At 31.9% G+C, this 14,731-nt stretch carries 11 protein-coding genes; 7 read left to right on the top strand and 4 right to left on the bottom strand.

Features of this window, described 5'->3' with window-relative positions:
• The first annotated feature begins 49 nt into the window (after positions 1-49).
• On the top strand, positions 50-550 hold the full coding sequence (locus tag Q4Q47_RS23360; RefSeq protein WP_303309141.1) for a hypothetical protein: 501 nt from the start codon (positions 50-52) through the stop codon (positions 548-550).
• Between the two features lie 6 nt (positions 551-556).
• On the opposite strand, the gene Q4Q47_RS23355 is transcribed toward Q4Q47_RS23360, so the two are convergent.
• Positions 557-721 (bottom strand): hypothetical protein, encoded by a 165-nt coding sequence (locus tag Q4Q47_RS23355; RefSeq protein ID WP_303309140.1) that lies wholly within the window; start codon positions 719-721, stop codon positions 557-559.
• A 3-nt stretch (positions 722-724) separates the two neighbouring features.
• Positions 725-994 (bottom strand): helix-turn-helix domain-containing protein, encoded by a 270-nt coding sequence (locus Q4Q47_RS23350; RefSeq protein WP_303309139.1) that lies wholly within the window; start codon positions 992-994, stop codon positions 725-727.
• Between the two features lie 265 nt (positions 995-1,259).
• On the opposite strand from Q4Q47_RS23350, the gene Q4Q47_RS23345 reads away from it, so the two are divergent.
• Positions 1,260-2,858, top strand: a complete 1,599-nt coding sequence (locus Q4Q47_RS23345) for a hypothetical protein (protein ID WP_303309138.1) — start codon at positions 1,260-1,262, stop codon at positions 2,856-2,858.
• A 48-nt stretch (positions 2,859-2,906) separates the two neighbouring features.
• Positions 2,907-3,449, top strand: coding sequence for a hypothetical protein (locus Q4Q47_RS23340; protein ID WP_303309137.1), 543 nt, complete (start codon positions 2,907-2,909; stop codon positions 3,447-3,449).
• Between the two features lie 3 nt (positions 3,450-3,452).
• Here Q4Q47_RS23340 and Q4Q47_RS23335 read toward each other — a convergent pair whose 3' ends face one another.
• Positions 3,453-4,103 (bottom strand): hypothetical protein, encoded by a 651-nt coding sequence (locus Q4Q47_RS23335; RefSeq protein ID WP_303309136.1) that lies wholly within the window; start codon positions 4,101-4,103, stop codon positions 3,453-3,455.
• Positions 4,104-4,223: 120 nt separating this feature from the next.
• A complete protein-coding gene (locus tag Q4Q47_RS23330) occupies positions 4,224-5,417 on the bottom strand; it encodes a site-specific integrase (RefSeq protein WP_303309185.1) in 1,194 nt (397 codons plus the stop codon).
• Between the two features lie 522 nt (positions 5,418-5,939).
• On the opposite strand from Q4Q47_RS23330, the gene Q4Q47_RS23325 reads away from it, so the two are divergent.
• The 4 genes from Q4Q47_RS23325 to Q4Q47_RS23310 all read left to right on the top strand — a co-directional run bounded on the left by Q4Q47_RS23325 (position 5,940) and on the right by Q4Q47_RS23310 (position 14,722).
• The gene (locus Q4Q47_RS23325) at positions 5,940-8,225 is read left to right on the top strand and encodes a LamG domain-containing protein (protein WP_303309135.1); all 2,286 of its coding nucleotides are present in this window, start codon (positions 5,940-5,942) and stop codon (positions 8,223-8,225) included.
• A 164-nt stretch (positions 8,226-8,389) separates the two neighbouring features.
• Positions 8,390-9,658, top strand: coding sequence for a Gfo/Idh/MocA family oxidoreductase (locus Q4Q47_RS23320; RefSeq protein ID WP_303309134.1), 1,269 nt, complete (start codon positions 8,390-8,392; stop codon positions 9,656-9,658).
• A gap of 34 nt (positions 9,659-9,692) precedes the next feature.
• Entirely contained in the window at positions 9,693-11,300 is a 1,608-nt protein-coding gene (locus Q4Q47_RS23315) for a sulfatase family protein (protein ID WP_303309133.1), read from the top strand.
• 26 nt (positions 11,301-11,326) lie between these two features.
• The gene (locus tag Q4Q47_RS23310; RefSeq protein WP_303309132.1) at positions 11,327-14,722 is read left to right on the top strand and encodes a DUF1080 domain-containing protein; all 3,396 of its coding nucleotides are present in this window, start codon (positions 11,327-11,329) and stop codon (positions 14,720-14,722) included.
• Positions 14,723-14,731: the final 9 nt, after the last annotated feature.

Raw genomic sequence — 14,731 nt, 5'->3', positions numbered from 1 at the left:
TTTTATTAGCTTGTTATTGATTTTAATTATAAACCAGAACAGTTATTTTGTGGACTATATTGAATTTGAAAAAGTATTAGGAAAACATATTTCTATCGCAGAAGAAGTTATTGGAACTGACTTTGAAAATAAGCTTTTTGGAAAGAGTTATTATTATATAGCTGATGAGCTTATCAAAAAGGAGTTCTGTGGTACGCGCTATAACATGCTAACAATAATGACTAATGAAAAAGATACTGTACAATCAATTACAGTTCATTTTCAAAAAGTGATCGATCGCCAATTTTATGATGTGTTTATTGAAAAGTATGGGAAGCCAGATAACATACAAATAATCGAAAATAGAAAAGTTGAAAGTGAAAGTGTTATAAAGGATGATAATGGGAAAATTGTTGAACGCTTAAGAAAAAGCACGCTCAATTTAAAAGAAGGCAGTTTCGAAGAAAAACCGTTGTATATTATATGGAAGAAAGAAGGTTTTGAGATTAAAGTCTTTCTAAAGCATAAACAAAATATAAGCGAAATAACATTTAGTATAAAAAATACATAAAGGTTTTTATACAGATACAACTATCAGTGTTTTTTTAATATAAAATCTTAACTTAGGAATAAAAAAGAGGTCGTTGACACCATCTGGCTTTAGCCCCAATTCTTTAGCTACTTCATAGCCTTGGTTAAAGACCTCTAAATAATCTTTATCAACTGTTGTTTGTTCTTCCATAGTTTAAAAAGTTTCATGAGCCTTACTTTCTAGATATTCATTGATAGAGTTACGGTCATAAACAATGATACGAGGCTGTGGTTTAGAAAAACGGATTTTCCCTTCATCTCTTAATTTCTGCAACGTTGTTTTAGAAGTAATATTAAGAATGGACATAGCCTCATCTCCATCAATCCATTTTCTTGGTTGATCTTTACGGTTTTGTTCTACATGCTCAACCACCTTATCAAAAAGTTTATAAAACGCTTCTTCTTGTAGACATACTACTTCCATCTAATATTTTTTAAAATCCATTGTCGTAAATTATTAAGACTTATTGATAAATCAAACTATTTATAAGAAAAGCTTTATATAGATGATTAAAAAACTATCTATATCATTTCTGGTCTACTCATAATTTTTAAAAACTACGGGTTTCCCACAGCAAAAAAAAAAAAATTCGATAAAGTGTTTAATTTAATCACTCTTTATCGATGTGGTTTCCTACATGTGTTTTATATTTAGATCCTAATTACTTTTATAATTTAATTAACTACACATGAAAAAACAAAAATTGAAGCGCCTAACGAAAATCGGGGTTTTAATGCTCTTCATGGCATTAACCTATTGGAATTGTGAAAAAGAACCAGAAACAAATCTGGATGATTCAAGTTTCGAAAATAATTTAATCAATGTCCAAGTTGTGGACGATAAACTAAAATTTGAGAATAATGAGTCTCTAGCTACATTTGTAAAGCAGAAAACAGAAGAAGAATTTAAAAATGAAATCAAAAATTTAAGTGATAAAGGCTTTAGTTCTCTTAGACCCGTTTTTGATGAGAATGATGATGTACTAATAGATGATTTTTTAAAACAAAAAAAATCGAAAATTGCCAAGAAAGATTACCTCTACAGCTTAAAGGATGTTTCGGAAGAGATTGATCTTAATGATGAATTAATATCAGATACTAGGTTTGCCTCCATCTTAAATAAGAACAGAGAAATTTATGTAGGTGATAAGTATTTTATTTATACAACAAAGGCGTTGTATTTTTGCAAGATTGAAGATGAAGATTATCTCAAAGAATATTTGAAAAATATGAAAAATACATTGACCAGTAAATCAGCATTTATAAAAACGAATAAGTCTGCTGGTGAAACACTTTCATTGGCACCTATTAGTGGGGAAGTAAGGGAAATAGACTCAAGAATTAGTGCTTTTGAGACAGATGATCAACCCGTCCCCCCTGATGAAGATAAAGAAGGTAATGGAGGATCTGGCGGAGGATCAGGTACTCCTTCGAGCACTACTGTTTCAATTCCAATGCTTGCTTCACAAAATTTTGGCATGTGTCAATATTCTGAAAACAGCCTGTTCCAACAAGTATTCGGAAATACCGTTAAATGCAATGACTATCATGACAGTAAGCATAGAATCCAAACTAAAGTATGGAATGAGAACTATTTTCTTTTTGCGAGTATTGGGGTCTCAGCCAAATACCAAAAAAAGAGATTTATCGGTTGGTCAGAATCCGTTACAGCCGATGAAGTTAGATTGGGAATCAATCATGCTATTTATACATACAAATCACCACTGTCTCCACAAAATCCATTTGATCCGAATAGGGTTGTAGTAAACTACAAAGGCAAAGGTTACGACTTGCAAGGAAATGTCGTTCCAAAATTTCCAGTTAACCCTACTGCATGGCCTTACCCCCAAAATGCTACCATTGGAGAAATTGATATCGAGATTTTTGGGAATGAACTGTTTTACTCTTTAAGCGGAAAGGACGCTAATAAGTCGATCAATCAGTTACTGAGCTTGATTCGCTCAAATTACAAGGGGCTTTCAGGTGACAGAGATGATATTGCAACTGATTTAGAAAATGATAGGATTGGAGTCAATATTATAAAATTTTTACCTAATAAATTCAAAGTTGTAAGAGCTGACATACTTAAAAAACATGGTTCTCAGGTCAAGGAAAGTTTTGATTCAAATTTTCTTCTGACTCTTACAAATAACAGTAATGCGAACTTTAAGACGTTCACAGATCAATTTAACGCAAAAAAGTATCAAAATTTGGATATTGATATTTACGGTGCTGCCCTGAGAAATGGAGTGTGGAAAGGTAAACGTATAGTTGGAAAAATAGAATAAAGTTTTAATTTGAAAAAAAGTAAAAAAATTATAATAGTCGTTATGCTTATGTTTTGCATAATCCCAATTTTTTCACAGGAAACCCAAAACAACTCTCTTGAGAACTTATTCAGGTTAAATTTTTTAAGCCCAGGCTTAGGTTTCGATTGGGCTGTTTCTGATAAATCGCTAATTTCAACAGATTTAGGTATTGGTTATTCTGGGGCATTCGATGAAATTACATTGATTGAGAACAATGGCTTTCAATATGTCATAGCTCCTTTTATAGGTGTGCAATATAAGCTTATTTATAATAGGGATAAACGTATGAAGGAAGGAAAGCCTATAGCATTTAACTCAGGTAATTTTGTCTCTATTAGAGTCAGAGGTAGAGGAGCTTCAATAGCTGACAATGTAACAAGGACTGATGATGTTGATTTTTTAATAGGCCCTACATGGGGGCTTCAGCGGGCTTTCGGTAAATTGCATTTCCTTGTTGATGTTGGACCAACCTACTACTTTGACACACTCGGAAATAGTGGCTTTTTTCCTTTGAATATTCAAGTAAAACTTGGCTTAAATTTATCCAATAAAGAAGAAAAAGGGGGCTAATAATCAGCTCCCTTTTTTTATTTGATATTTTTTGTATTTGCTAATCAATTTTTTAGCCGCTAACAACATAGTGTTATGTGAGCTAGTAGAAATTGTTGGAATTACTCTATGTTTATTAGAATCATATCCTCTGTCTATTACTTTACCATAAACTTTTGAAGAGGATACTTCATGTCCGGTTTTAAGATCATATATTTTAATAGAAACGTATGCTTCGTTTGTTGCGTAGTAATCAGCAGAAGAAGATGGTAAAGAAAAGCCTCCTACATTTTCAGTTGTAATTTTGCCTCTTATGTTTATTAAGAAATCACAGCCTGCATCTTTATGAAGTTGTATAAGTTCTTTTTTTTCTAAATTAAACGCAATTTCGGGTGCAATTATTCTTGTAAGCCTTACATCATGTATTTCCAATAATGATTTTCCAAGAATTTCCCCAAATTGTTCTTTCGATTGATAATAAAGTTCTGCATCAAAAACTTTAGAATTGGATTTAGATCTATTTAATAGCCATTTACCATCACTAAAGTCTAAATGTTTTCCAGTTTCAAACATATAAGTATATTTTGGCGTATTGCAAGAAAAGAGCAAGAATAGAAATAGCATAAAAACAATAAGTGATTTTTCAAAAAGAAGTTGGTGCTTTTTAATTTTCATGGTTAAGTGTTTAATATGAATAAATCTATAAACATAATTCAAGCCACGAGCAATTTAATAAAAAAATAAGTTTATTAATAAATGTTCCAAAAAAACACTAAATATTGGGTAACTCTCTTTTTAAAAGTTAATCACTTTATCCAACGCATCATCCGTTTCTTTGTGCATAAAATTTTGTTGATAATTTACTGTAGTCGTAATTGAAGAATGACGATAAAGTTTCTGTAACATCTGAATAGGTATTTTATCGCCAGAGATATTGCCAAAACTATGCCGAGCAATATGCATGGATAGTTTTTTATCAATCTCTAATTTTCCTGCGACAATTTCTAGTCGTCGATTAAAATTACGTGTTACGGTTTTAACCCTTGTCGTTAAAGTTCTTTCGTCTTTAAAGTTTGTTGCTTTGAGTTCGGGGAATACCAAGTCATTTATATTTTGCTTTTCTTCTTTGTAACCATCTAAAAGAACTTGCGACTTGTCAGGTACTTTTAATGAAACAAGTTTTTTGTTTTTTCCCATACGATAATAAAGTCGTCCATCTTTAAAATCTGACCATCGTAATTTTAAAACATCCCCCACTCTTACTCCTGCAAAATAAAAACTGATTAGCCAAACATTGACAGCATGTTGTTGTGCAGAAGTAATACCGGTAACCTTCTCTAACGACTGAATCTCATCAAGGTTCAAACCAATCTTTTCGCTTTCTGGAATTTTAATTTGAACTTTGCCCCTTCCAAAGGGATAATCTCTACGGTCAATAATTGATTGTGATATGGCTAAATTGTAAATCGTTCTAATGAGAATCATATAATTGGCTATTGTTCTCTCAGAGCGCTTCTTCTCATACCTAAGATGATTTTGAAACTTTTCTAACAACGAAACATTCAAATCATTAAAATCAAGATGCTCTTTACCCAAAAAGGCTTTAAAGATATTCAACCGTCCAGCATCACTATCTTTTTGATGGAACTTCTTTCTCTTTTCTAAATTATTCAAATAGATTTTTGATATTGTAAAGAAGTCCGTGTTTTGCTCATTGACTATCTTCTTCTTAATATTTGAAACAGATTGTTTATTATCATTGGCTTTAACATCTAATACAACATCATGTGCTTCGCTTAATTTTTTAAGTAAAAAACTATTCATCCGCGTTGCATTTGGATGAGACTTTTTGATTACATTCTTTTCCGCATCCCAATCCTTTTGAAGCACATATTCACCTGTAAAAATATAACGTGTCTTTCTATTTTTCGTTACGCGAATAACAAGAGGAAAAGTGTTATCTTTTTTCTTATCATGCTTCCAAAGTATTACTTTTATCGATGCCCATAGGGTCTATTTAATAGAGTAAAGATAAAACTTGATTTTCATTCTACCTAAAACATTTTGTGGTTTACAATAGGTATTATTGGCTTTTATTGAACTTCAAAAACAAATAAATCACTCATTTTCAACTATTTAAACACAAAACATCATATTAGTCACTAAATTCATAACCCGGAGGTCGGGGGATCGTGCCCCCCTCTCGCTACAAGAAAAACCCAAGATTTTATCTTGGGTTTTTTATTTGGATACAACATAGGTACAACAATTAAGATTTTTACTATACTCTATTTTTCTTTCTAATATCTCATATAAAGCTAAACCTCAACTATATGGTTTTAAGCGTTACAATTGTACAATCCAATCCATGTAGTTTTTCCACAAATTAGAGGGAAACATTGAATTTCTTTGACTTCTCTTAAAATGGTTTGTACACAATCTTTAATATAAAATCATATCATTAAATTTTAATCGGATTTTAGTAAATTTGAAAAAATATGCACAAATCTTTTGAATAAAACTATTTCTTGTTTTTTATCCATTCTCCTGTTATTTACAATAACACATTTTAGCCTCGCTCAAAATAAAAGTGGTTATTCAGAAGAAAACATCCTTTCAAAATCCTATATTTTAATCGATATAGAAAAAAACCCTTTTACATTCAAATTAGATTCTTTATTAAGTAATAGTAGTACACCCCTAGCTTTTGAAATATCAAAAACGACACATTTAAACCATTTAAAAAAGTATGTAAAACATAGAAAAGAGGTGGTTGTTATCACACAGCAAAATATCGATTCCCTTTTAGATGGCAACCTTTCAGTATTTCAAATTCCTCCTGATAAAATTGAAACGATTCACCTTAACTCTATAAACAACAGACTTGTCCAACCCATAAACACAAAAAAACTTACAAGAACTCATTTAAGTAGCACCAAACATTTGATAAATTTTTGGGATCAATATGGGAAACGCCCCAATTTCATTGAAATAAATAGTAATTTGCTTGTTAAAGCAGACAGTGTTGTTTCTTATTTAAATTCATTAAAAACGATATCTGGAACCATTAAAACAGATGCTGAATCATTGATAAATGATGTGAAGTTTATAAAATACAAATCATCAACAGCTGGTGGATATTTTAATTTTCCAATTATTAATGAAGATAGCCTTCCTATTTTAATTCCCTATAAAGCTGGCTATCATTTTTCGCCAGATATCATTCATACTACAGAAAAAAATTTAGAAAATCTCAAAAACTTTAAAGCGTTTCAATTAGACTTGAATTTTGGCTTATCGGATTATTATGTATTCGACCCAAAGTTTAAAAACAAATTGAATGATAACAGTAAAGGATTATTAATAAACAATGTAAAATTTAAGAAAGATTCAACTCGGGGAAACGTTGGTTTTTTTAAAAATGGAGGCTATATAGACACAGGAATAGAAAGTAAAAATTCTTTACGTAATAGTTTTACAATAAGTGCCTGGATAAAACCTACCTCTTTAGGAATAGACAACAGTATTTTAGGAAAAGGAGAAAGTTTTGCAGTAAAACTTCGCAATGGTTTTTTAACGTTTACCATGACCCGTATAAAAGATTATATTTCTAGAACATCGCCTATTCCTTTAAACAAATGGTCACATATTGCTTTAGTGCATTCACAAATAGACAACAGCTTATTTTTTTACGTCAATGGAAAACTAACCGAAAAAGTTGAATTAATTTCTGAATATGTGATGACCTCTGATTATAATATACATATTGGAACAAATTTATGGGAAGAGTTTTTTGAAGGTTATCTGGATGAAATTAAAATTTGGGAACGAGAACTAAACGAAAAAGAAGTATCAACGTTATTTAAAAGTAAAGCAGAAAATTCTCTAAATAATAAAATAACAGTAGGTCTTATTATTTTTGGTACTCTTTTAATAATAATATTTATTCTCTTCTTTAAACATAAATCTAAAAACCTAAAAAAGCATAACCATAAAAAGTATAGACAAGTAAAAAAGGAACAGCAGGTATTTGCTAAAGATCATGAAAATAGAGAAAATGAAAGTATTCTATGCTTCGGGAAACTAAAAATTCTAGACAAAGACGGGCAAGATATAGCTGAAAATTTTTCGCCTTTGCTTAAAAAGCTATTTATTGTCATATTATTACACAGTCACCAAAACAACAAAAAAGGCATCTCTACAAAACAACTTACAGAGTTTTTATGGCCAGGAATGAGTCCTCAAAAAGCAAAAAACACACGAGGTACAAATACTAATAATTTACGTTCAAGGCTAAGAAGCTGTCCAGGAATCAATCTCGTTTTTAAAGATAAATTTTGGTTTATTGAATTATCTGAAAATTGTTATTATGATTATTTAATTATTCAAAATTACTTAGATGATTTTTTAATAAATGAGTTTTCAGTTAAAGAATTAGAAGACATACTGCCTACATTTCTAACTATTTTAAAAACAGGGCGATTATTCTCAGGCTCAAGTGAATCTTGGTTAGATCCATTTATTGAGAAATTCAGCAATCAAATTATAGAGCAATGCTTAGATTTTATAGAAATATTAGACAAAGAAAAACATTGTAATTTACTATTGCTTTTAACAGATGTTATTTGTATTTACGATGACTTAAATGAAAAAGCACATAGCCTAAAGCTTCAATTATTAATTCAACAAGGAAAATTGAGCCTGGCCTATAAAGCGTATGACAATTTTGTGAAACTTTATTACAAAATATATAAAGAAACCTATGCCGTTTCTTTTGAAGATATGACTTCTAGCTAATTTTTTTCCGAATATTTAAAAACATATTGTTTTTATACCTCCAATTTTTAGCATTTTAAGAAATAATATTTTTTAGTACCCCTTTTGTTACCCTTTATTTTACACGACCTCCCATTTCTTTGTTACAAGAATAAAATAAAGTCAATCATAGAAAATTATAACTTATGGAAAAAAAAGGGTCAAATCGTAGAGACTTTGTAAAAAAATCGTTGGTAATAGCAGCTGGAATAAGTATTATTCCAAGACATGTTATGGGAGGAACTAATTTTTTAGCCCCAAGTGACCAGCTTACCAAAGCCGTTATTGGTGTTGGTGGCATGGGACAAGGTCATTTAAATTATGAAGGCACAAAACTTTTGGCTATTTGTGATGCAGATGGTAATCACTTAGCAAATACACTTAAAAAAGTTGGTAGTGATGTAAAAGGTTATAGAGATTTTAGAGAAGTATTACAAAGACCTGATATAGATATAATTCATATAGCAACACCACCTCACTGGCATGGTATAATGTCTGTAATGGCTGCGGAAGCAGGAAAAGATGTATGGTGCGAAAAACCTATGACTCGTACTATAGGTGAAGGAAAAAGAGTTATGGAAGCCATGAAAGTACACGGAAGTATGTTCAGATTAAATACATGGTTTCGTTTTAAAGACAACTTTTACGGCATGAATACGCCCGTTAAAAATCTAAAAAAGGCAGTTGATAGTGGTGCATTAGGTTGGCCTTTAAAAGTAACCATTAGTGGTATAACTGGGTTTAACTGGAAATTTTATTGGGTAGGAAAAGAAAATTTGCAGCCACAAACTATTCCCGAACATTTAGATTATAACATGTGGCTAGGTCCAGCTCCCGAAAAAGCATACAATTCGCATAGAGTACATGCCACATTTAGAGGTTATTGGGATTATGATGGAGGTGGATTAGGAGATATGGGACAACATTATATAGACCCTGTTCAGTATTTTCTTGGAAAAGACAATACAAGTCCCATAAAAGTAGAAGTAGATGCACCACAACAACATTACGATGCTATTGGTACATGGAGAAAAATAGTGTATACCTATGCGGATGGATGCCAGATTATTTTAGATGGAAAAAATAGTGATAAAAATGCTGCTTATATAGAAGGGCCTGACGGGAAAATTTACAACGGGTTCAAATCGACTATCCCAAATTTAAAAGAAATGATTGATACGATGCCTGACCCCGAAGAACAAATTATGAATTTTTCAGAATCTGTCCGAACACGTAAAAAGTTTGCATTGAATGAAGAAAATGGACATCATTCCTGTACTATCGTTAATATGGGAATTATTGCCTTGCGATTAGGAAGAACTTTAGAATTTGACCCGGTAAAACAAGAATTTATAAATGATGATGAAGCCAATAGATTAATAAACCAACCTATGCGAGAAGCATGGAGAATATAGATTTTGTCTAAGAAATCAACTTAATTTTATTCATGTGAAAAATAATAAGATCTATAATATACCAGCACTAATTTTTATTTTAGTGTTGTCTCTCTTTTCTTGTAAAGAAGAACCAGAGAAAAAACAAGAGCGACCAAATATATTGTTTATTATGTCTGATGATCATGCGTATCAGGCAATCAGTGCTTATAGTAATAAACTAATAGAAACACCACATATAGACAGAATAGCAAATGAAGGTATGTTATTTACTAATGCTTGTGTAACCAATTCTATTTGTGCGCCTTCCAGAGCAACTATTCTTACAGGAAAGCATACGCACATAAATGGTAAAATAGATAATTTAACGCCATTTGATACTACTCAAGTTACCTTTCCTCAATTATTTCAAAAAGCAGGGTATCAAACGGCCATGTTTGGTAAGTTGCATTTTGGAAACAATCCTAAAGGTGTGGATGACTTTATGATTCTTCCCGGGCAAGGTGATTACATTAATCCAAGGTTTATTACTAAAGAAGGAGATACAACCATAACGGGATATGTAACAGATATCATAACAGATATGTCCATCAATTGGTTGGATAAAAAGCGTGATCCGGAAAAGCCTTTTTTAATGATGTATTTGCATAAAGCGCCACATCGTTCGTGGTGGCCTAGTCCTGAAAAATTTAAAGAATTTACCAAAAAAGAGTTTCCAGAACCATCAACACTATTTGATGATTATGAAAATAGGGGTACGGCAGCCAAAACAGCTGAGATGAATATATTAACCCATATGATGTATAGTCATGATTCTAAAATAAAACCAGAAACTATAGCAGAAATGGGTAATGTACAACCAGAGGTTCCAGATTTAAAAAGAGGACTGTACGCTTCTTATGGGAGAGCAAACTCTTTACAACGTTCTCAATATGGTCCCATTTTAGACTCAATAAACCATTTTTTTAAAGAAAATTGGCCGACAATGACATCAAAAGAAAAGATGAAATGGAAATATCAAAGATATATGCAGGATTACTTAGCTTGTATTTCCTCAGTAGATGATAATGTAGGACGGGTATTGAATTATTTAGATGACAACAAACTTGCAGAAAACACTATAGTGATATATACTTCCGATCAAGGTTTCTATTTGGGAGAGCATGGTTGGTTTGATAAACGATTTATATATGACGAATCTTTTAAAACACCATTACTAATTAGATGGCCACATAAGATTCATGCAGGAACTACCAATGATGACATGGTACAAAACCTTGATTTTGCTCAAACATTTTTAGAAGCTGCAAATATTAAAGCACCCGAAGATATGCAAGGAGAAAGCCTGATGCCTCTTCTGAGAGGTATAGATGATAAATGGACTAGAGAATCTGTTTATTACCATTATTATGAATACCCAGGTGAGCATGCTGTAAAAAGACACTATGGAATTGTTACTAAAGCATATAAGCTAGTTCACTTTTATCATGATGTTGATGAGTGGGAATTGTATGATCGTAAAAAAGATTCACAAGAAATGAAAAATGTTTATGAGGATCCTGCATACGCAGACATTGTAAAAACATTAAAAATAAAATTAACAGAATTAAGGATAAAATATAAAGATTCGAAAGCTTTGGATCAAAAATATATCGAACAATAGAAATCCTATAAAAAGTAAATTTAATTATGAAAAAATATTATAGAATTGTACAATTATTTATAATAATAGTTGGATTAACCACATCGATACAAGCACAACAGCATAGAACACTAGAAACCAAAGTAGCCGATATTTTAGCTCAGTACCCTGCTAAGAGTAATGAACATGCAGATCAACTTTCTCAAAAAATAATTGATCTTGGGCCATCAGGAGTAGTTCAATTTACAGACATGCTGATCCCTCAAGGACAAGGTGATGATACGCAGACCCGTTATGCTTTAGAAAGTTTAGCTCAATATTGTGCAGCTCCAGAGCACAACACAGGTAGAGCTCTTGTAGAAAAAGCATTTTTAAAAGCTATCGTAAGAGTTAAAAACAATGAGGTAAAAACGTTTTTAATAAGAAGGCTAAATTATTGTGCTACGGATGTAAGTACAGTGTTAATGAGTAGTCTTTTGTCTAATGACAAACTATATGCTCCAGTAATCGGTGTTTTAACAAGCATTGATTCAGAAAAAGCAGGAAGTGTTTTATTAAAAGCTATTCATCATAAAAATGCACAAAAAGAAATCATCAAAGCACTTGGGGTTTTAAAGTATCGTGGGGCCTTGGCTGAACTAACAAAATTAGCGGCTTCTACTGATAAAGAAATTCAAAAAGAAGCCTTATATACTCTAAGTAAAATAGGAGCTCCGCAATCAAAAAGCATCCTTTTTGAGGCAGCTGAAAAAGCACATTTTGCAATATCAAATGATGATGCTACTATAGCTTATATTGAATACGCTAGAAATTTAGGGATCAATGGAAATAAAGGTTTATGTAAAGAAGTGTGTTATGACATTATAGAAAATACAACTTCAGAAAATCAATGGCATGTTCGTTCAGCTGCCTATAGTATTCTTCGAGACCATTTTGGAAATGAAATTACGAAAGCCTTATTAAAAGAAGCTACAAACACAACAAACAAAAAATACCGCAAAGCTATTTTTAATGAAGCCAATAAAGGGATGACTTCAAAGGAAATAAAACCTTGGTTAAAAGTTTTGAAAAAGCTAACAAATGAAGGAAAAGCACAATTACTAAACTCATTGGCTCACAGAAAAGAAGAAGATGTTTTAACAAAAGGAATCCTTCCTGCATTAGAAAGTAAAAATGAAGCTTTAAGAATAGAAGCCATAAAAGTTTTAGCTATAAATCAAAACGAAAAAGCGGTACCTGTATTAGAAAGGCTATTAAAAAATGAGCATTCTAAAGAAGAACTTCAAGCTCTATATCATGCTTTGCAGAGAACAATTAATGCAAAAGACACAGATGTACTAGTAGCTAATTTTAGTACTTTTCCAAAAGCCTCAAAAAAGGTAGTATTGGAATTGTTGAGAGATAAAAGAGCTACACAACATTTCGATTTTGTATCAAAACTAGCAGCCCAATCAAATAACGAATTACAAGAAGTAGCATACCGTACAATTCCTAGTATTTCAACGGCTAAAGACGTACAACAATTAATTGCCATGCTTGAAGTTACTGATAAGAAAGCATATATTGAGAAGCTTCAAACCGCCTTGTCTTTTGTTATTTCTAAAAACAATAATAAGGGAAGTGATCAACTCATAGCGGCCTTCAAATCTGGAATTTCCAAAGAAAAGTTGTTACCCATTTTTCCTGTACTTAATTCTAAAGAAGGATTAAAACTTATTAAGGACGCATTGAAAAGTTCTGATATAGCAACTAAAAAAGCGGCAACTAACGCACTATTGCTATGGAAAAGTGACGATGTATTACCATATTTATACGATTTTATCCGTGAAGGAAATGGAAATATAGAAAAAGTATTTACCGCATATCTTTCAAAAATAAATGGCTCAACTGCACCAGAAGACCAAAAATTATTATGGATTCGAAAATTGACTTCTTATGCAAAAACGAATAACCAAACAAGTCAGCTTATTCAAACAGCTGGTAAAGTAAAAACGTTCCTGTCATTGGTATTTGTATCTAACTATATCGATAAGGAAGTCTTTTCTCAAACAGCCATGCAATCGGCCATTTCAATATTATTACCTAAACCGGGAGAGAAAAATAAATTTTCAGGAGATTTTGTTAGAGGAGTCGTTGAAAAAATAATTAAAGGTTTAAAAGGAAATGATAGTCAGTATATCAAAATTGATTTAAAGGAATTTTTAAGCAAGATGCCTAATGATGAAGGCTATGTTTCTCTTTTTAATGGAAAAGATCTTTCTGGATGGGAAGGCTTAGTTAAAAATCCGATAGCAAGAGCAAAAATGAGTAAACATGCGTTAGCTAAAGCTCAAAAAACAGCAAATGCGCAAATGCTTAGAGATTGGTTTGTTAAGGATGGTATTATAGGGTTTAAAGGTGAAGGTTATAACAATATTTGTACGATTAAAGATTATGGTGATTTTGAAATGTTGGTAGACTGGAAAATTACCAATGGAGGCGATAGTGGCATTTACTTAAGAGGAACGCCGCAAGTACAAATATGGGATATAGCTAGAACCAATGTAGGAGCACAAGTAGGTAGCGGTGGCTTATACAACAATCAAAAAAATGAAAAAACACCATTAACAGTGGCTGACAATCCTATTGGTGAATGGAATACATTCCGTATTAAAATGGTTGGAGATCGTGTTACCGTACATTTAAATGGCATATTAGTTACCGATAATGTGGTATTAGAAAATTATTGGGATAGAAAGCTACCCATTTTCACAAAAGAAGCCATTGAATTGCAAGCACACGGTGAAGATTTAGGGTTTAGAAATGTTTATGTACGCGAAATACATTCTGGTGATTCTGGATTAACAGAAGAAGAAAAAAAAGATGGTTTTACTTCTCTACTAAATGGTGAGAATTTGGACTACTGGATTGGAAATAAAACAGATTATCTAATTGAAGATGGTGTGTTGGCAGTACGCCCAAAAAATGGAGGACATGGAAATTTGTATACAGCAAAAGAATACAGTGATTTTATATTCCGCTTCGAATTTCAATTAACTCCTGGAGCAAACAACGGTTTAGGTATTCATGCGCCATTAAAAGGTGATGTTGCTTATGTTGGAAAAGAACTGCAAATTTTAGACAACACCGCTCCTATTTACAAAAACCTAAAACCTTACCAGTATCATGGTTCTGTATATGGTATTATAGCAGCAAAAAGAGGTGCTTTAAAGCCTATCGGTCAATGGAATTCTCAGGAAGTAATAGTTAAAGGTGATAATATAAAAATCACATTAAATGGCACTATTATTGTAGATGGAAATATAAAAGAGGCTGCTAAGAATGGAACTGCAGACCACCAAGATCATCCAGGTTTAAAAAGAAATAAAGGGCATATCGCCTTTTTGGGTCATGGTTCTGAATTACAGTTTAGAAAAATAAGAATTAAAGATTTAGGTAAATAATTTTTGGTG

Source organism: Flavivirga spongiicola (genome assembly GCF_030540825.1).
GTDB classification, from domain to species: Bacteria; Bacteroidota; Bacteroidia; order Flavobacteriales; family Flavobacteriaceae; genus Flavivirga; species Flavivirga spongiicola.
Note: the sequence above shows the minus strand (reverse complement) of the source record. Positions and strands in the feature narration are given on the sequence as shown.